At 66.3% G+C, this 18,728-nt stretch carries 18 protein-coding genes; 8 read left to right on the forward strand and 10 right to left on the reverse strand.

Annotation, left to right across the window (positions count from 1 at the left end; all coding sequences use genetic code 11):
* Positions 1 to 38: 38 nt before the first annotated feature.
* The 6 genes from ACNFCI_RS20485 to dinG all read right to left on the reverse strand — a co-directional run bounded on the left by ACNFCI_RS20485 (position 39) and on the right by dinG (position 8,106).
* Positions 39 to 503, reverse strand: coding sequence for a glycine zipper 2TM domain-containing protein (locus ACNFCI_RS20485; protein WP_084856081.1), 465 nt, complete (start codon positions 501 to 503; stop codon positions 39 to 41).
* Between the two features lie 110 nt (positions 504 to 613).
* Positions 614 to 1,261, reverse strand: a complete 648-nt coding sequence (pdxH, locus tag ACNFCI_RS20490; RefSeq protein WP_084856079.1) for a pyridoxamine 5'-phosphate oxidase — start codon at positions 1,259 to 1,261, stop codon at positions 614 to 616.
* A gap of 19 nt (positions 1,262 to 1,280) precedes the next feature.
* Positions 1,281 to 2,237: an OmpA family protein gene (locus tag ACNFCI_RS20495; protein ID WP_368829690.1), complete on the reverse strand. Its 957-nt coding sequence runs from the start codon at positions 2,235 to 2,237 to the stop codon at positions 1,281 to 1,283.
* A gap of 99 nt (positions 2,238 to 2,336) precedes the next feature.
* Positions 2,337 to 3,482, reverse strand: a complete 1,146-nt coding sequence (locus ACNFCI_RS20500; RefSeq protein WP_324813318.1) for a serine hydrolase domain-containing protein — start codon at positions 3,480 to 3,482, stop codon at positions 2,337 to 2,339.
* A 159-nt stretch (positions 3,483 to 3,641) separates the two neighbouring features.
* Positions 3,642 to 5,882, reverse strand: a complete 2,241-nt coding sequence (locus ACNFCI_RS20505) for a beta-galactosidase (RefSeq protein ID WP_084856074.1) — start codon at positions 5,880 to 5,882, stop codon at positions 3,642 to 3,644.
* Between the two features lie 79 nt (positions 5,883 to 5,961).
* A complete protein-coding gene (gene dinG, locus ACNFCI_RS20510; RefSeq protein WP_324813312.1) occupies positions 5,962 to 8,106 on the reverse strand; it encodes an ATP-dependent DNA helicase DinG in 2,145 nt (714 codons plus the stop codon).
* A gap of 98 nt (positions 8,107 to 8,204) precedes the next feature.
* On the opposite strand from dinG, the gene ACNFCI_RS20515 reads away from it, so the two are divergent.
* Positions 8,205 to 8,669 (forward strand): CopD family protein, encoded by a 465-nt coding sequence (locus tag ACNFCI_RS20515; RefSeq protein WP_368829689.1) that lies wholly within the window; start codon positions 8,205 to 8,207, stop codon positions 8,667 to 8,669.
* Between the two features lie 89 nt (positions 8,670 to 8,758).
* Here the strand turns inward: ACNFCI_RS20515 and ACNFCI_RS20520 are convergent, their stop codons facing one another.
* The 4 genes from ACNFCI_RS20520 to ACNFCI_RS20535 form a co-directional block, all read right to left on the reverse strand.
* Entirely contained in the window at positions 8,759 to 9,517 is a 759-nt protein-coding gene (locus ACNFCI_RS20520) for a collagen pro alpha-chain precursor (protein ID WP_084856069.1), read from the reverse strand.
* Positions 9,510 to 9,785 (reverse strand): DUF1145 domain-containing protein, encoded by a 276-nt coding sequence (locus tag ACNFCI_RS20525; RefSeq protein ID WP_084856067.1) that lies wholly within the window; start codon positions 9,783 to 9,785, stop codon positions 9,510 to 9,512. Before ACNFCI_RS20525 ends, ACNFCI_RS20520 begins: the two co-directional genes overlap by 8 nt.
* A gap of 93 nt (positions 9,786 to 9,878) precedes the next feature.
* Positions 9,879 to 10,595, reverse strand: a complete 717-nt coding sequence (locus ACNFCI_RS20530; protein ID WP_368829688.1) for an OmpA family protein — start codon at positions 10,593 to 10,595, stop codon at positions 9,879 to 9,881.
* Positions 10,596 to 10,680: 85 nt separating this feature from the next.
* On the reverse strand, positions 10,681 to 11,373 hold the full coding sequence (locus ACNFCI_RS20535; protein ID WP_368829687.1) for an OmpA family protein: 693 nt from the start codon (positions 11,371 to 11,373) through the stop codon (positions 10,681 to 10,683).
* A gap of 147 nt (positions 11,374 to 11,520) precedes the next feature.
* Here ACNFCI_RS20535 and ACNFCI_RS20540 point away from each other — a divergent pair, with 147 nt between their 5' ends.
* The 7 genes from ACNFCI_RS20540 to ACNFCI_RS20570 all read left to right on the forward strand — a co-directional run bounded on the left by ACNFCI_RS20540 (position 11,521) and on the right by ACNFCI_RS20570 (position 18,661).
* Positions 11,521 to 12,015, forward strand: a complete 495-nt coding sequence (locus tag ACNFCI_RS20540; protein ID WP_368829686.1) for a DUF6231 family protein — start codon at positions 11,521 to 11,523, stop codon at positions 12,013 to 12,015.
* A gap of 4 nt (positions 12,016 to 12,019) precedes the next feature.
* Positions 12,020 to 12,496 carry a YchJ family protein gene (locus ACNFCI_RS20545; RefSeq protein ID WP_084856060.1) on the forward strand — a complete coding sequence of 159 codons (477 nt, stop codon included), beginning with the start codon at positions 12,020 to 12,022 and terminating at the stop codon, positions 12,494 to 12,496.
* A 2-nt stretch (positions 12,497 to 12,498) separates the two neighbouring features.
* Positions 12,499 to 12,975 carry an LEA type 2 family protein gene (locus ACNFCI_RS20550; protein WP_368829685.1) on the forward strand — a complete coding sequence of 159 codons (477 nt, stop codon included), beginning with the start codon at positions 12,499 to 12,501 and terminating at the stop codon, positions 12,973 to 12,975.
* 7 nt (positions 12,976 to 12,982) lie between these two features.
* The gene (locus tag ACNFCI_RS20555) at positions 12,983 to 13,183 is read left to right on the forward strand and encodes an SEC-C metal-binding domain-containing protein (RefSeq protein ID WP_023379046.1); all 201 of its coding nucleotides are present in this window, start codon (positions 12,983 to 12,985) and stop codon (positions 13,181 to 13,183) included.
* 248 nt (positions 13,184 to 13,431) lie between these two features.
* Entirely contained in the window at positions 13,432 to 15,873 is a 2,442-nt protein-coding gene (locus tag ACNFCI_RS20560) for a penicillin acylase family protein (RefSeq protein ID WP_368829684.1), read from the forward strand.
* 122 nt (positions 15,874 to 15,995) lie between these two features.
* Entirely contained in the window at positions 15,996 to 17,006 is a 1,011-nt protein-coding gene (locus ACNFCI_RS20565) for a ligase-associated DNA damage response exonuclease (protein ID WP_368829683.1), read from the forward strand.
* Positions 17,003 to 18,661, forward strand: coding sequence for an ATP-dependent DNA ligase (locus tag ACNFCI_RS20570; protein ID WP_368829682.1), 1,659 nt, complete (start codon positions 17,003 to 17,005; stop codon positions 18,659 to 18,661). Before ACNFCI_RS20565 ends, ACNFCI_RS20570 begins: the two co-directional genes overlap by 4 nt.
* Positions 18,662 to 18,728 lie beyond the last annotated feature (67 nt).

Raw genomic sequence — 18,728 nt, forward strand, 5'->3', positions numbered from 1 at the left:
GCCTGGGCCGTGTCGGGGTTTTTTGTTGCCTGCGCCGATCAGTGGGTGACGCGGCTGGTGCCATCGACCGTCAGGATGCGTACACGCTCGCCGACGCGGAAGATCTCGTTCTGCTGCACTTGCTGCACATAGGCGCGCATGCTGCCGTCGTCTTCACGTACGGTGATCTCTACGCCTTGGGTGCGGGTCAGGCCTTCCTCGGCAGCGGAACCTGCCAGGCCGCCAGCAACAGCGCCGATCACCGCGGCAACGATGCTGCCGCGACCGCCACCGATGGCGCTACCGGCCACACCACCGACCACGGCACCTGCACCGCCGCCGATCGGGGTCTTGGTGCCCTCGATCTTCACAGGGCGCAGGGATTCGATGGTGCCCATGCGCACGGTCTGTACACGGCGGGCCTCGTCTCGGGAATAGCTGTCGCCGGACAGGTTCGACGCACAACCGCCGAGCAACAGCGACAGGGTGGTGAAGCTGGCCACCAGCAAAACGGATTTACGCATGGGAAAACTCTCCATAAGTCAGGTGTCCATTAGACCCCGTGCGTTGACGACTGTCACGACACATACGTTATAAAACTGTGTTTATTCAGCGTTGGTACAGCCTACGAAGGTTAAGGCGCCAGGCGCTCACGCAGCCACTGGCCGTCCAGCTTGCGGTAGTTCAGGCGGTCGTGCAGCCGGCTGGCGCGCCCTTGCCAGAACTCGATGCGCTCAGGCAGCAGGCGGTACCCGCCCCAATGCTCGGGGCAATGGGGTTGGCTATCGGAGAAACGCGCTTCGGTGGCCTTGACCAGCCCTTCGAGCTCCTCACGACCAGCGATGACCCGGCTCTGGGGCGAGGCCCAGGCCCCCAGGCGGCTGCCCAGCGGGCGTACCTGGTAGTAGTCGTCGGACTCCTTGGCCGTGACCTTTTCCACCCGCCCTTCGATCCGCACCTGGCGCTCCAGTGCCGGCCAGAAGAACGTCATGGCGGCAAAAGGGTTGGCCAGCAAATGCTGGCCCTTGGCGCTGTCGTAGTTGGTGAAGAAGGTGAAACCACGCTCGTCGAGCCCCTTGAGCAGCAGCACCCGGCAATGCGGGCGACCTTCGCCATCGACAGTGGCGAGCGTCATGGCATTGGCCTCCACTGGCGCCTGCTCGGTCTTCACCGCCTCGCCGAACCATTGGTGGAACAGGGCGAACGGCTCTCCCGGGGCCTGGTCTTCGGTCAGGCCATCGCGGGTGTAGTCGCGGCGCATATCGGCCAGGGACTGGGTCATGACAGCGTATCCTTAACGGTCAGTTGGTCTTGGCAGAAGCCACTTTCTTCTCGGTGGTGGCCTTCTTGGCTGCCGGTTTTGCCGTGGCCTTCTTCTTCGCAGTGGTCTTGGCCGGCGCCTTGGCCTTGGCGGTGGTTTTTTTCGCCGCAGGCTTGGCCGCAGCCTTCGCTGCTGGCTTGGCAGCAGGTGTCTTGTCCTGGACCGCGACCATCGAGGCCGGCGCAGGGGCCGGAGCAGCCTGCTGGTACTTGGCCAGCAGCGCAACCATGGTGTTCTGCGGGGTCAGCAACATTTCCACGCGGCGGTTAAGGGCGCGGCCTTCAGCGCTGTCGTTGGCGGCACGAGGCATGACCGAGCCCATGCCCTTGAGGGTCAGGCGGTCACGCTGCAGGCCGCTGAGACGGAAGATCGCCGACACCGAGGCGGCGCGCTCGAGGCTGAGCTTCTGGTTGGCAGCGGCGGCGCCGCTGGTGTCGGCATGGCCCAGCACCAACACGGCGGTCTTGGGGTCTGTTTCGACGGTCTTGGCCACGCGGGTGATCGGGCCCAGGGTCATCGGCAAAAGCATGTTCGGGCGGTCCGGGTTGTACGAACCATCCACCGGGATGGTCACCGCCAACACGTTGTCACGGCGTTCGAGCTCGAACTTGCTGCCCTTGATCGCTTCGCGCACCTTGGGCTCGTACTCGTCCAGCCAAGCCTGGGTGGCCTTCTGGTCGATCTTCGGCACCACCGGGCCCTTGGCCTGCTTATCGTCACCGCCGAATGGCCACCACCAGCGGCTGGAGCTCTCGGACTTGGCGTCGGCCTTGGCCACCTTCTCGGTCACGGCCTCCTTCACTTCCTGCTCGGCGACTTTGTCCGAGCCGAAGGGCCACCAGCTGAGGCCCGCGTCGCTCGACGCGTTCTGCGAGTGCTGGGCGCAACCGGTCGCGGCCAGGCACAGGGCGAGTGCTAAGGTTTTATGTGAAGACATCAGCGATACACCATGAATTAGAAAGAGATTTTGCCCACACACACCAGGCGTTGGCATTGAGGATAGTCAAAGGGTCCGGGCAATACCCGCATTACCCGATCAAAGGCAACTGGCAAGGACGCGCACCAGTTTCTGGGCCCGGGGGTCCATCAACACGTAGGGGCCAAGGGTATTGGTGACGAAACCGAAGGCCACGTCGTGCTCCGGGTCGGCGAACCCGACCGAACCACCGGCTCCCGGGTGACCAAAGGCACGCGGCCCCAGGCCGAAGGTGGCATTGGCCACGTCGGGCTGGTCGAGCATGCAGCCCAGGCCGAAGCGGGTCTGGGTCAACAGGGTGCGATCTTGGCCGAGGCTGTGTTCACGGGTCAGCTCATCGAGCAGCTCCGACTCCAAGAGGCTGCCGTCGAGCAGGCCGGCATAGAAGCCCGCCAGGCTACGGGCATTACCATGGCCATTGGCTGCCGGTTGCTGCATGCGCCGCCATTCGGGCTTGTTGGTGCTGGTGAGGATGGCCGGCGGGTTGGTGAACGCCCGGGTCGACAGGGCCTCGGGCTCGCGCAGGGTGACCTGCAGCAGACGCTGGGCGGCCGCGTCGCCGGGGTTACCCTTGCCACGGGCGATGTGCGCCACGCGGTGGAATTCTTCGTCGGCCAGGCCCACATGGAAGTCCAGGCCCAGGGGCCGGGCGGTACGCGCCACGATGGATTCGCCTGGGCCGCGCCCATCGACGCGGCGGATCAGCTCGCCGATCAGCCAGCCGTAGGTGATCGCGGCATAGCCATGCTCGGTACCGGGCACCCACCAGGGCGCCTCGGCCGCGAGGGCATCGACCATGGCCTGCCAGTCGTACAGCGCCTCGGCCGGCAGCAGCTCACGGATAGCCGGCAGGCCGGCACGGTGGCTGAGCAGTTGGCGCAGGGTCACGGCCTCTTTGCCGGCCTGGGCGAATTCAGGCCAGTAGCGGGCCACGGGGGCGTCCAGGGCCAGCTTGCCCTCGCCTACCAGTTGCAAGGCCGTCACGGCGGTGAAGGTCTTGGTGCAGGAGAACAGGTTGGCAATGGTGTCGCTGTGCCAGGCTTCCCGTCCGTCCTTGTCGGCGCTACCGGCCCACAAGTCGACCACGGTTTCGCCGCCGACCTGGATGCACAACGCCGCCCCCCGTTCCTGGGCATCTTCGAACAACGCGGCGAAGGCCTCGCGCACCGCCTCGAACTTCAGCTCATAGTGACCCTGGATCTGCACCCGACCGCTCTCCGTACGACTTTTCTCAACAAAGTCGTGCATTGTTCCAGTAGTTGGCCGATTTGCAAACTGAATGTGGCCGGATGGTCGTGCTTGATGGCAGACCAGTGCCTGCCCTCATTGCAGGGCAAGCCCCTCCTACAAGGGGCTGCGCCGTGTTCATCGTTGCGCCGGCTGCTCCAGTGCCTTGCGCAACTGATCCATGGCCTGCAGGTTGCTCTTGCGCACCGCTTCCACGAACCCGGCATAGGGCACATCGGTGATGGCCACCAGGCCAAGGTGCCCGTTCTCGCCGTCCAGCAGGCGGCCGGTGGCCGGCTGATCGAGGTACTGGAACCAGTGCGCCCCGACGATCATCGGCTGGGCCAGGGCCGCCTTGAGGAAATTGCCGTAGGCAGGCCCACGGTCCTCTTCGCGGGCGACTTCCAGCGGCCCTGGCCAGAACGGCCCACGGTCACGGGAACCGAACTGGAACTCCGACACCAGCACCGGCTTGTCCAGCTCGGCCAGGCGGGCGAAGTCGTAGCCATCTTCAGGCTTGAGGGTATAGAAGTTGAAGCTCAGCACGTCGCAGAACTCGGCGCAGGCCTTGACCGCCTCCGGTGTGCTGACCGCGTAACGGCCACCCAACAGCAGGTGGTTGGGGGCGTGCCATTTCAAGGCATCGGAAATGGTCTTGAAGTAGGTCTGGGCGAATACCTGCTGGAAATGCTGGTAGTCACGCTCGATTTCAGGGTGCTCGGGGCTGGGCAATGGCGCTTCGAAGCCCGGGTCCTCCATCAGCTCCCATGCCTGCAGGTCGATCCCCCAGGCCTTGGACAGCCCTTGCTGGTTGCGGTACTTGTCGCGCAACTGCTTGAGGAAGGCGCGTTTGGCAGGTACGTCGGTGGTCAGGCGCAGGGTGCCGTAGGCCAGGCCGTAGCGGGCCTTGGGGTCATCACCGGGCGCGGCCCAGGCCAATTCGTTGTCGGCGAAGTAGCCGATCAGCCAGGGGTCGTCACGGTGGTCACGGGCGGCGATGGCCACGGCGCGCTCGGTGGCCATGGCGAAACGCGGATCGAACGGGTCGGGCATGCGTCCCCACCAATCCATACCGGTGCTGATGCTGGTGTAGTCGCCGACGATCGACAGCGGCAAAGTGTAGGGCACCCGCCGGGCCTGCCCCAGGGCCGGATCGCTCCAGTTGCCCAGGGTATTGAAACCCCACGCCTGCAGGCGGTCCAGGGCGTGCCCCTGCCACCGGGCTGCATCCAGCGCCGCTGGCGGGCAGGCGGGCGCTGGCTGGCCCTGGGGGCTTGCCGGGCACGGCTGGCCGTAGGTGCGCTGCAGGTTCGCGGCATAGAAGTCGAACCAGCGGCCCTGCTTGAAGTTGCGCCCCTGGGACGAAGCATTGCCATCGTCGTTGTTGCCCTGGCCGTAGAAGGCAGCCAGCGGCTCGCCCTCGCCCGGTAAGGCCTTGAACATGCCCTCGCGGCCTTGCACATAGGTTCGCCCACCGTCGGCGGCCACGGCATTGACACCCAGCGAATAGAAAGGATGGCCATCCGGGGTGACCAGGTACCAGCGACCGTCGCGCTTCTCGGTGCGGAAGAAGCCCTTGGCTTCGAATGCAGGCCCGGCCAGCAGGCCGCCATAGGCATCCAGCTTGAATTTGCCACGCTCGGCGAGCCAGCCCTTGAGCTGTTGTTGCTCACGGCTGTCGGCAGCCTTGAGCTGTTCGTCGCGGGTGATTTTTTCCGGCCAGCGCCCTCGCGTCGACTGGCCATAGGCATCGAGCAAGCCTTCGTAGGCGGCCTTGAACGCCTGGTCGTCATCCTGGATGCCGACCTTCTCGATGAGCAGGCTCTGGGCGACCTTGGGGTCGGGAATGCTCAGGCTGACGGCAACCACCTGCTTGAGGTCGATGTCCCCGGCGCTGCTGGCCAGCAACAGGCGCTGCCCTTCGTATACCCATGGCATGGGCGGCCCTGCGCGCATGCCATGGCTCAACGGCGAGCGCGCCTGCAGCGGCACCATCACCGTCTGCGCAGGCCCCGCGGGCAGGTCGACCCGGCTGGTCAGGGTGCGCCCGTCGCTGCTCTGTACCGTGACATCCACCGTCAAGGCCCAGTCCATGGCGCTTTGCAGGCGCAAGGTCAGTGCTTGGCCAGCAGACCAGTCCCAGGCGCCACTTTGCGGGCTCAGGCGCAGGGTCGGCCGTTGCACGGGGTCGAACACCACGCGCCGCAGCACCTCGCCCTCGGCGGTCTGCTCGGCGTTGTACTGCGGCATACGGGCATCGACGGTGGTCACGTTGACCACGGAGGCCGGGCGCACGAAGCTGAACAACGTCTGCTGCCCAGCCAGCAAGGGCGGGCTGAGCAACAGGGCAAACACGGCAGGCAGGGTACGGCGGATCATAGGGTTGCAGCTCTCCTTCAGGGCACTGGGGCCCGCGACAGGTCATAGACAACGGGGGCGGAGCTTCGTGCTCCGCCCGTCAGGAAATCTCTCGCCGGAACGGCGGCAGCGCATTGAGGATAGCCTTGCCGTAGCGCTGGGTGACCAGGCGGCGGTCAAGCAAAGTGATGACGCCACGGTCCTGCTCGGTCCGCAGCAAACGGCCGCAAGCCTGGATCAGACGCAGCGAGGCGTCGGGCACGGCGATCTCCATGAACGGATTGCCACCACGGGCCTCGATCCACTCGGCCAGTGCTGCTTCGACCGGGTCGTCCGGCACGGCGAAGGGGATCTTGGCGATCACCACGTGCTCGCAATACGCGCCTGGGAGGTCGACCCCTTCGGCGAAGCTGGCCAGGCCGAACAGCACGCTGTGCTGGCCATCGTCCACCCGCGCCTTGTGCTTGTTCAGGGTTTCCTGCTTGGACAGGTTGCCCTGGATCAGTACCAGCTTGCGCCAGTCCCGGTCCAGGCCGTCGAAGACGTCCTGCATCTGCTTGCGCGAAGAGAACAGTACCAACGCACCGCGGGCCTCCTCGAGCATCTTCGGCAGTTCACGGATGATCGCCGCGGTGTGGCCCGGTACATCCCGTGGGTCGGCCCCCAGGTCAGGGACCCGCAGCAGCCCGGCGTCGCCATGAACAAAGGGGCTGGGCACTACACAGGTGACCGCGTCGCGGGGCAGCCCCGAACGCATGCGGAACCGGTCGAACTTGCCCAGTGCGGTCAGGGTCGCAGATGTCACCAGGGCGCCATGGGCCACGTTCCACAGGCTGCGCCGGAGCATCTCGGCCGCCAGGATGGGGCTGGCATTGACTTCGATATCGAACAGCGCACCGCTCTCGGCCAGGGTGAGCCAGCGGGCCATGGGCGGGCTGTCTTCCGGGTCTTCGGCGGTGAAGGCAGTCCACAGTTCCCAGTTGCCTTGGGCACGGGTCACCAGGCTGCCGAACAGCGGATACCATTCTTCGGCCTGGTGGCTGGCGATACCGATGTTGACCTCGCCATCCATGCCTTCCTTGAGCAGATCGGCCAAACGGGTGAACAGGTCGTTGAGACGGGCGAAGCCTTTCTTCAACTCGATGCCGACCTCGCGGATCTGCTCCGGCACCACGCCACCTTCGAAGCGGTAGCGAGGGCGCTCGCGGCCCTCCATGTCCTCGCCGGGGCGGAAGTCCGCCACCTGCTCGCACAGGGTGAACATGAACTGCTGCTGGGTGCGTACCTCCCGCGCCAGCTCTGGCACCTGTTCGATCAGCTTGCCCAGGTCGCCGGGCAACGGGTGCTGGGCCAGCAGCTTGGTCAGGTTCTTGGCCGTCTGCTCCAGCCAGTCGGCGGTGGAGCGCAGGCGCGAATAATGGGCGAAATGGCCGATGGCCTTGTCGGGCAAGTGGTGGCCTTCGTCGAAGACGTACATAGTGTCGCGCGGGTCGGGCAACACAGCCCCACCGCCCAGCGCCAGGTCGGCCAGAACCATGTCGTGGTTGGTGACGATGACGTCGACCTTGCCCATGCCCTCGCGGGCCTTGTAGAACACGCACTGCTGGAAGTTCGGGCAATGCCGGCCGGTGCATTGGCTGTGGTCAGTGGTCAGGCGAGCCCAGTCCTGGTCTTCCAGCGCCTCGGGCCAGCTGTCACGGTCGCCGTCCCAGCGGTTGCCGGCGAGCTTTTCGATCATGCTGTTGAACAGCTTCTGGCTCTTTTCATCGACTTCGATGCGAAAGCCCTCTTCCTCGAAGAGCTGGGCGGTGGCCGACTGAGCGTGGCCTTCCTGCAGCAGGATGTCGAGCTTGGACAGGCACAGGTAGCGTCCGCGGCCCTTGGCCAGGGCGAAGCTGAAGTTCAGGCCGCTGCTGCGCATGAGGTCGGGCAGGTCCTTGAAGACGATCTGCTCCTGCAGGGCGACGGTGGCGGTAGCGATCACCAGGCGCTTGCCGGCTGCCTTGGCGGCCGGGATCGCAGCCAGGCTGTAGGCGACCGTCTTGCCGGTACCGGTACCGGCTTCCACCGCGACCACGGCGGGCTCACCGGCACGGCGCCCTTCGTCGTCACAGGCGATGTCGCCGAGGACCTTGGCCACTTCGGCGATCATCAGGCGCTGGCCGTAGCGGGGCTTGAGGCTCTTGGCTTCGAGAAAACGCGAATAGGCGCCCTGGATGGTGGCTTTGAGTTCGTTGCTGATCATGGTCTGCAGGCGCCCGAAGGGCTGGATGAATTTTCAGTGTTTCGCATGGGCCGGCTATCATACCCCGCTATCGACCTTTATGCCCCATGGAGAACCATATGCTTGCCTTTGCCCTGCCCTACACACTGCACGTCCTGGCAGCCCTGGTCTGGGTCGGCGGCATGTTCTTCGCCTGGCTGGTGCTGCGTCCGGCAACGGTTGCAGCGCTGGAAGGGCCGGCACGGCTGAAGCTGTGGGTGGAAGTTTTCCGACGCTTCTTCGGATGGGTCTGGCTGGCAGTGGCGGTCCTGGCGATCAGTGGTATCGGGATGTTGCACATGCGGTTCAACGGCTTCGAGACGGCGCCCCGCTATATCCAGGTGATGATCGGCGGGGCGATCGTCATGTTTGCGTTGTTCATGCGGGTCCAGACGCTCTTGCTGCCGGAACTGCGGGCGGCGGTGCAGGCCCAGGACTGGGCAGCGGGGGCGTCGGTGCTGGGGCGGATTCGACGGATGGTCGGGATCAACCTGTTGGTGGGGATGCTGGTCGTGGCAGTGGCGAGTTCGCGGGTTCTGGTTTGAGGGAGTCGGCAGGGTCATGTTGATGGAATGACTGCCCAGGCCCTATCGCGGGACAAGCCCGCGATTGCGCCCCAAGGGCCCACACCTGCTTACAACCGCTGCAGAATCAGCTCCCCGGCAGCCCCAGCCAACCCCGGCTGCCCAGCGACGCCAGGCCGACCATCGGCCCCCGCCTCGGTGCGGTAGACCAGGCACCCTTTGCTGCTGCCGCCCAACCCTGCCTTGCCGGCAGCCCCTGGTTTACCGGGCGCGCCACCCTCCAGGCGAACCTCGATACGTGCCTGTGGGAAGCCTGCCGGCACGGCCAGGAGGATCCGACCGCCCGAGGCACCGTCGTGCCCGTCGCCCCCGTCGTCGCCATCCGCACCACGGCCCGCCTGGCCCCAAGTGCAACCACCGGCTTTGCCGTTGGCGCCATCGAGCCCGGCATAGCCCGGCGCCCCTGCCCCGCCTCGGGCGTCGATGGACAACCGCTCGGCCTGCAAGCCGTTCAGGCGCAGGTCCAGGTCACGCCCCGGCCGGGCGGCCCGTTCATAGGTACCCGGCGCTCCGGTGGCAGTGATTTCGCTTCCTTGCCCCAGCACGGCGGCGCCGGTCTCGATCCGCAAGGGCTTCTCGGCAGGGGTGACGGCGATCCGCGCATCGCGCCCCAGCACCAAGTGGTCGACTTTCAATTCGCTCAGTGTCGCCGGCAACAACAAGGTCGCCGAGTCCGCCACCTGCAGGCGCTCCAGGTGCACGCTGCCCGTCTTGTTCGGCAGGCGCAGCACCGAGTGGGCGGCAACGTCCAGGCTCTGGGCCTGGGCCAGGGGGCTGGCCAGCGCCAGCCAAAGCATCAACTTACGCATGGCGGGGCGCCTCCAGGGGCTTGGGAATGGACATCACATGGAAAATGCCGGTCAGCAGGATCTGCAGGCGATCGAACCAGCGATGGCTGCGCCCGCGCAGGCTGCCGTTGAAAAACAATACCTCCAGGCAATGCAGCCCCAGCAGGACGATGCCCGCAGCGTTGATCAGCAAATTGAACGGCAGTGGCTGGGGCATGAACAGATTCACCAGCACCACCCACCAGAACACCACCGTCAGGGCCTTGCCCAGGCCCAGGATGAATTTCATGCCCCCGCCCCCTGTCTTGTTGTTATGGCTGCGGCCCGTTCGGGCAGGCCGCTGGCCAACAGTAAACTCCTGCCAGGATAGGCGCCAGAGGTGTCAGTTCAGGTGCAGCTCCACCCGCCGGTTGCGCGCCTGGCCTTCGTCGGTGTCGTTGTCGGCCACCGGCTCCGCCTCACCGCGCCCCTGGCTGGTCACCTTGGCCGGCGCCAGACCCTGACTGATCAGGTATTCGGCAACGCTGCTGGCACGGCGTTCGGACAGCGCCTGGTTGTAGCTGTCCGAGCCGGTGCTGTCGGTGTGGCCGATGACCTTGACGCTGATCACCGTCGGGTCGTTGAGCTTGGGCAGCAGGCTTTGCAGACGCTGCTGGGCGCCAGCAGTCAGCTCGGCGGAGTCGAAGGCGAACAGGACCTGCCCCTGGTCGTCGAGGGTGATCACCTCAGGCGCCGGCGCTGGTGCCTCGGCCTTGGCGGGCGGGTACTGCGGCAATGGGCAACCCATATGGTCGACCCGGGTATCGGCCGGCGTGTCCGGGCAGCGGTCGCGGCGGTCGAACACACCATCACCATCCTCGTCGCCGTCTTGGGCATAGCAGATCAAGCCACCGGCGATCGCACCGGCAGCGCCGGCTCCAGCCGCCCAGGCGGAACTCTCGATGGCGCCCAGGCCACCGCCGACCAACCCGCCCAGCAGGCTGCACAGCGGCCATGTTCGTTGATTGAGGGGCGCGCTGCCATCGCTGTGGGTGGCACACCCGCCCAGCAAGCTCGTGGCCACCAGCAGCGGCAATGCCGCCTTCGACATGACACCCATGATGAATGCTCCTGTGTCACCGGCCGCGGCCGGTCACTCGAATTGGGAGCGCCCATGCCACTGCTCAAGGCATGGGCGCAGGCCGTCAGCGCTGGATCTTGATCTCGGTACGACGGTTCATGGCACGGCCATCGGCGGTCGCGTTGTCGGCCACCGGCTGGGTCTCGCCAGCACCTACCACCGAGACGAAGCTGCTGCGCGGTACGCCGCTTTCGACCAGGTAGTCGGTCACCGAGTGGGCACGGCGCTCGGACAGTTTCTGGTTGTAGCTGTCGGAGCCGACACTGTCGGTATGCCCGGTCACAGTCAGGCGGGCGCTCGGCGCTTCCTGTTTCAGGCGCGTGGCGATGGTGTTCAAGCGCTCCTTGTCGGCTGCGGTCAGACGTGCGGAGTCGAATTCGAAGTGCACGTCACGGATGACGATGACTTCTTCCTTCTGCACCACCGCTTCCTCGACCACCGGGGCCGGCTCCGGCGGGCAGCCATTGGCATCGACCTGCACCCCGGGCGGGGTACCCGGGCACTTGTCGCGGCTGTCCGGCACGCCGTCGCCATCCTCGTCGCCATCGCCATGGGCCCAGCAGTAGCCCGCCGCCAGGCCACCGCCCAGCAACGCGCCCCACCCAGCCCAGCTGGAGCTCTCGATGGCGCCCAGGGCAGCGCCGCCCACACCCCCGACGGCAGCACACTTCGGCCAGTCGGTTTTTTGCAAACCTGCACATCCAGTCAACACACTGGTGAGCAGGACCAGGGGTATCGCTGTGCGTACTATGCTCATCTTGTTGCTTCTCCTAGGGGGAATCGGCATAAGACCGATCCTTCGGAGTAAAGACCGCGCATTCCCTCTCTGCCAGCAATAAGCCATGCCTCTTTGCCGACCGCACCGGGCCCGCTAGTCTAGGGCCCACCTGAACGAGGATTGGCAATGACCGACGGTTTCTCCCAGCGCACCCCGCAGCAGGCTCTCGCCGCCCTGCTCGAGCGCTTCACGCCCCAGCGCCTGTTGCTGGTGGGCACGCGTTTCCCGGCCCTGGAGGCATTTGCCCAGGCCCACCCCGAGGTGCACATCGAAACGGCCGCGCCAGGTCCGCTGCCGCCCCAGGCCGCCGCCCAGCGTTTCGACCTCGCGGTGCTGGTGGACTGCCTCGAACACCTGCCCAAGCGCACCGGCCTGGAGTTGCTCGGCGGCATCCGCAACCTCAATGCCAGCCGGGTCGCCGTGCTGGCGGACCTGCAGGCCTGCGGCTGGCACGACACCGACTTCTTCGCCCTGGCGTTGTCGGCCAGCGAGAAATTCCGCCGCGACGACCAGGTGCTGAGCCTGTTCACCTATGATCTACATGACTACAAGCAGGTCCCGGACTGGCTCAACGCCAAGTTCTGGGCCAACCCTGAAAACTTCGGCAAGTATTGGTGGTGATGCAATGAGTGTCTCGGTCTGCCCTTGCGGCAGCGGCAACCTGCTCGACGCGTGCTGTGGGCGTTATCACGCCGGCACGCCGGCCCCCGACGCCCAGACGCTGATGCGCTCGCGCTACAGCGCCTATGTGCTGGGCCTGGTGGACTACCTGGTAGCAACCACCCTGCCCGCCCAGCAGGCGGGCCTGGATCGCGCGGCCATTGCTGCGTGGAGCGCCCAGAGTACCTGGCTGGGCCTGGAGGTCGAGCACGCCGAGGTGCTCGGCGGCCAGCCCGAGCATGCCTTCGTCAGCTTCACCGCCCGTTGGCACGACCAGCAAGGCGACCACCAGCACCATGAACGCTCCGCCTTCGTCCAGCACGACGGCCGCTGGTACTTCATCGATCCGACCGTAGGCCTGAAGGCCGGCCGCAACGACCCCTGCCCCTGCGCCAGCGGGCAGAAATTCAAGAAATGCTGCGCCAGTTACATCGGTAGCTGACCATGATCCCCTCGGCCCGCCTGCTCCTCCTCACCCTTTCATTGGCACTGCTGGCGGGCTGTGCCGGCTGGGGCGGCGACAGCTGGCGCCAACCGCAGATCCAGCTGGTCAAGGTCGAGACCGTCAAGGCCCGCCTGCACCAGCAGGAGTTCGTGCTCCACCTGCGGGTGGACAACCCCAACGACAGCCGCCTGTTCATTCGCAACCTCGCCTACTCGGTGAAACTCAACGAACTGCTCCTGGCCCAGGACGAGGCCAGCCTCTGGCGCAGTGTCGGCGGCCATGCCACGCGCACCTTCAAGATCACCGCGCGGACCAACCTGTGGCAGCACCTCAAGCCGCTGGCCAAGCTGCTCAAGAGCGAACAACCCCTGCATTATCGCCTGCAGGGTGAACTGAACACCGGGCTGATCGTCCACCGGGACCTGCACTTGTCGCGCAGTGGTGAGATAATCCCCGGCGATCTTCAACCGGAGTAACCCCGCAATGACCCAGCAACCCCATGTCCATGGCCCCGACTGCAACCACGGTCACGACCACCATGACCACGACCACGGCCATGTGCACGGCCCGCACTGCAACCACGGCCACCAGGAGCCGGTGCGCAACGCCCTGAAGGACGTCGGCCGCAACGACCCGTGCCCGTGCGGCAGCCAGAAGAAATTCAAGAAGTGCCACGGGGCCTGACGCCAGCAGACATGTCCTGCGGGCCGCTTCGCGGCCATCGCGGGACAAGCCCGCTCCTACACCGTCCAGGCGTTGCAGGCGTGTGGGGGAGCAGGCCGGCCCGGCGATAGCCATAGCACCTGTTCCTGCAGACTTCGGCCACTGGGCTGCCCCCCGAAAAATAAAGGCTCCAGGCACCTTGCATGGCGACTGCGCGCTCACTAACGTAGCGCCTTTGAACCCCCGCCACGCCTAGCAGGAGCCTCGTCATGGCCGCCGCCGCCCTTCCTCCCTTCCGCCCTCGGTTCGGTACTGCCGCCGCGTTGTTCGGCATGCTCGGCCTTGCCGGCTGCCAGACGGGCGGCTACCAGGACAGCGTTCCTCCGACCACGGGCGTGCAACCGCTCAAGGGCCTGGCGCAGAACGTCTCGGTGCGCCGCAACGCCATGGGGGCGCCCCTGATCGAAAGCAGCAGCTTCCATGATGCGCTGTTCAGCCTGGGCTATATCCATGCCGGTGACCGTATCGAACAGATGGTCGCCATGCGTCTGCTCGCGCAGGGCCGCCTGGCCGAGCTGGCAGGCCCCGAGGCGCTGGATGTCGACCGGCTGATGCGCGCCGCCAACCTCAAGCAAAGCGCCGGGCAGCTGTATGCCGATGCCTCGCCGCGCCTGAAGCGCTTCTTCGAGGTCTACGCCCGTGGGGTCAATGCCTACCTGTTCCGCTACCGCGACCGGCTGCCGGCACAGCTCGCCCGCAGCGGCTACCGCCCGGAGTACTGGAAGCCCGAGGACTCGGCACTGGTGTTCAGCCTCTATGCCTTCAGCCAATCGGTGAACCTCCAGGAAGAGCTCGCCGCCCTGGCCCTGGCGCAAAAGGTCGGCACCGACAAGCTGGCCTGGCTGCTGCCGGGCGCGCCGGACGAACCGCTGGCCGAAGCCGAGCTGGACAAACTCAAGGGCCTGAACCTGGCGAGCCAGCTGCCGGGCCTGGATGCCCTGGCCAGTGCAAGCCAGAAACTCGCCGACCTGGGCCTGCTCGGCACCCCGGGCTCGGCCAACCTGGCCCTGGGCCCACAGCGCAGTCGCAGCGGCAAGAGCCTGTTGGCCAGCGACAGTCGCGCCAACTGGGCCCTGGCCCCCGTGCAGATCCATACCAGCAAGTACCAGGTCGCCGGCCTGTCGCTGCCAGGCCTGCCCATCGTACTGGCCGGCTACAACGGCAAACTGGCCTGGAGCAGCAGCGCGGTCATGGCCGACAACCAGGACCTGTACCTGGAACAACTGCGCCGCCAAGGCAACCAGCTGAGCTACCTGGCCGATGGCAAGTGGCAGCCGGCACGGGCTCGCAGCGAGACCTTCTTCATACGTGGCCAGCGCCCGCAGCGCGAAGTGATGTACGACACTCGCCACGGCACCCTGCTCAACCAGCCGGCCAACGCCGGCCTGGGCCTTGCCCTGAACTTGCCTCAGCTCAAGGGTGACGCCAGCCTGGATGCCTTGTTCAACTTGACCCGCGCGCCATCGGTGGAGCGCGCCTTCGACATCACCCGCGAAGTCGGTGCCGCGGCGCTGAACTTCGTCTTCGCCGAACCCCAGCACATCGGCTGGCAAGTCAGCGGTCGCTACCCCAACCGCCGTGAAGGCCAGGGCCTGCTGCCCTCGCCAGGCTGGGACGGGCGCTACGACTGGGACGGCTTTGCCGACCCGATGCTCCACCCTTACGACCAGGACCCTACCGCCGGCTGGATCGGCCACGCCAACCAGCGCAGCCTGCCCCGTGGCTACGGCATGCAGTTGTCCAACACCTGGTACTACCCCGAGCGCGCCGAGCGCCTGGCCCAGCTGGCGGGCAACGGTCGTCATGACAGCCGCAGCCTGATGGCCTTGCAAAACGACCAGGTCACCCTGCTGGCGGACAAGCTTAAGCAAATGTTCGACGCGCCGGGCATGGCCCAGTCCCTGGCCCAGGCCATCGATGCGCTGCCCGCCGCCCAGCGTACCCAGGCTCGCGAGGCCTTGGCGACGCTCAAGGCATTCGATGGCCGCCTGAGCCCGGTCTCGGCCGATGCCGCGCTGTACCAACTGTTCCTCCAGGCCGTAGCGCGCCAGACCTTCCTCGACGAACTCGGCCCGGAATCCAGCCCGGCCTGGCAGGCGTTCGTCGGCAATGCGCGCCTGTCCTACTCGGCCCAGGCCGACCATCTGCTCGGGCGCGAAGACAGCCCGTTCTGGGATGATCGCAGCACGGCGCAAACAGAAGACAAGCCCACCATCCTCGCCCGCAGCCTGGCGGCAGCGATGGAAGCCGGCAACACGCAACTGGGGCCCGACCGTCGCGCCTGGCAATGGGGCCGGTTGCACCAGTACCGCTGGCCGGCACCGGCCTACCATGGGCTGGGCGATGCCATCAGCCGGGGGCCCATGGCTGCAGGCGGCGACTTCAGCACCCTGGCCCTGACGCCCTATGCCTGGGGCAGCAGCTTCGACACCAGCCTGCCGGCCTCGGCACGCATGATCGTCGACTTCGGCCAGGCCGAACCGCTGCAGGTGCTGACCAGCAATGGCCAGTCCGGTAACCCGGTCAGCCGCCATTTCAGCGACGGCCTGGACGCCTGGTTCAAGGGCCGCTTCATGAACCTGCCCCTGCAACAGCAGAACTTCTCCCGCGCCTATGGCAGCCAACGCCTCACCTTGGTGCCTGGCCGCTGAAGCCACTCTTCCCCGATCGCAGACGCGTACGGGCAGCCCAGCTGGGCTGCCCGTATTCTTTCGAACTTCCCACACCGCCTCGCGCTCTGAGCTAGCAAGCCCTCAGCCAGCCGACGCGCCCCATGGACCTTGTCATCGCCCGCCCCGAAGGCCTGTACTGCCCGCCCGGTGACTTCTACATCGACCCCTGGCAGCCGGTGGACCGAGCCGTCATCACCCACGGCCACGGCGACCACGCCCGCCCGGGCAATCGCCGCTACCTGGCTGCCGAGCCCAGCGCCGGCATCCTGCACAGCCGCCTAGGGAACATCGACCTGCAGACCCTGCCCTATGGCGAGCGGCTCGAGCACAATGGCGTGACCTTGAGCTTCCACCCAGCCGGCCATGTGCTGGGCTCGGCCCAGGTACGCTTGGAATACCAGGGGGAAGTCTGGGTCGCGTCGGGCGACTACAAGGTCGAGCCCGATGGCACCTGCGCCCCGTTCGAGCCAGTGCGCTGCCATACATTCATCAGCGAGTCGACGTTCGGCTTGCCGATCTACCGCTGGCCACCCCAGGCCGAGGTGTTCGCACAGATCAACGCCTGGTGGAGGGCCAATCGCGACCAGGGCAAAGCCAGCGTGCTGCTGTGCTACGCCTTCGGCAAGGCCCAGCGCATCCTTCACGGCCTGGATGCCGGCATTGGCCCGATCCTCGTGCATGGCGCCATGGAGCCGCTGAACCGGGTCTATCGCGAGGCCGGCATACGCCTGCCGGATACCCACTACGCCGGGGACATTCCACGTAACGACCCACGCTTGCGCCAGGCCCTGGTCCTGGCCCCGCCCTCGGCCGCCGGCAGCAGCTGGATGAAACGCTTCGGCGACTACAGCGACGGCTTCGCCAGCGGCTGGATGCGCATGCGTGGCACCCGGCGCCGGCGCGGGGTGGACCGAGGCTTCGTGCTCTCCGACCATGCCGACTGGCCAGGACTGCTGTGGGCGATCGAGCAAACCGGCGCCGAGCGGGTCATGGTCACCCATGGCTCGGTCAATACCCTGGTGCGCTACCTCGGTGAGCAAGGCCTGGACGCACGGGCCTTCGTGACCGAATACGGCGACGAAGACGATCCGATCGGCGAGGCGGCACCATGAAGGCCTTCGCCAACCTCTATCTGCAGCTGGACGCCACCACTTCCAGCAATGCCAAGCTCGCGGCCCTGCAAGCCTACTTCGCCCAGGCACCCGCGCAAGATGCGGCCTGGGCCGTATATTTCCTGGCGGGCGGGCGCCCGAGGCAAATGGTACCGACCCGTCTGCTGCGCGAGCTCACGCTGACATTGTCCGGCCTGCCGGACTGGCTGTTCGAGGAAAGCTACCAGGCGGTGGGCGACCTGGCCGAGACGCTCTCGCTGCTGCTGCCGGAAAACCCACACGGCAATGACGAGGGTCTGGCCCATTGGGTCGAGGTGCACCTGCTGCCGTTGCGCGGGCAGCCGCCAGAGGTGATCCGTCAACGCCTGCCCGTCTTGTGGGCGCAGTTGGACCGGCCAAGCCTGATGTTATGCGTGAAGCTCATCACCGGGAGCTTCCGGGTGGGGGTGTCCAAACTGCTGGTCACTCGGGCCCTGGCCCAGTTAGCAGGCCTGGATGCCAAGCGCGTGGCCCAGCGTCTGGTCGGCTACACCGACCTTAGCCATCGCCCAACGCCGCAGCGCTACCTGCAGTTGGTGGCTGCCGAATCGGCCGATGAACACCAGCAGCGCGGTGGCCAGCCCTACCCGTTCTTCCTGGCCCATGCGCTGCAGGCCCCCCTCGAGCAATTCGACGCTCTGCTCGGCCCGGTGGATGCCTGGCAGGTGGAATGGAAGTGGGATGGCATCCGCGCCCAGGTGGTCAAGCGCGACGGCCAGTTGTGGATATGGTCCAGGGGCGAGGAACTGGTCACCGAGCGCTTCCCCGAACTGCATAGCCTCGCCGCTACGTTGCCTGATGGTGTGGTGCTCGATGGCGAAATCCTGGTCTGGAAGCCCCGTGCCAACGCCGCTGACATTGCCGTGCAGCCTTTCGCCCTGCTGCAGCAGCGCCTGGGGCGAAAGACCCTGGGCAAGAAACTGCTCGCCGACGCCCCGGTGGTGCTGCAAGCCTACGACCTGCTCGAATGGCAAGGCGAAGACTGGCGCAACCGACCGCAGCATGTACGCCGGGCGCAACTGGAGGCGCTGTTGCGCGAACATCCCCTGACGCCGGTCGTGCTCTCCCCTTTGCTGCTGGCCGACGACTGGTCGGCGCTGGCGCGCCAACGCGAGCGCTCTCGCAGCCTCGGCGTCGAAGGCTTGATGCTCAAGCAGCGCGATGCCCTCTATGGCGTGGGCCGGACCAAGGACATGGGCCTGTGGTGGAAATGGAAAATCGCCCCCTTCAGCGTCGATGCGGTGCTGATCTACGCCCAGCGCGGCCATGGTCGGCGCGCCAGCCTGTACAGCGACTACACCTTTGCCGTCTGGGATGGTCCGCCGGATACGCCGGGGCGCACCTTGGTGCCATTCGCCAAGGCCTATTCCGGCCTGAGCGACGAAGAGATGCGCCAGGTCGATGCAATCATCCGCAAGACCACCGTGGAAACCTTCGGCCCGGTGCGCAGCGTGACCCCGACCTTGGTGTTCGAACTCGGCTTCGAGGGTATCGCCCTGTCCAAGCGCCACAAGAGCGGCATCGCCGTACGCTTTCCTCGTATGCTGCGTTGGCGCCACGACAAGCCGGTCGAGCAAGCCGACGACCTGGCCACCTTGCAGGCACTGCTGACCTGAACGGGGATAGCGCCGGACAAGGAGGCTGCGCAACAGCCGAAGTTATGCTTCTATCTTTGTGCCGACT

Origin of the sequence: Pseudomonas sp. NY15356 (assembly GCF_048068175.1) — a bacterium.
Taxonomy (GTDB): Bacteria; Pseudomonadota; Gammaproteobacteria; order Pseudomonadales; family Pseudomonadaceae; genus Aquipseudomonas; species Aquipseudomonas putida_K.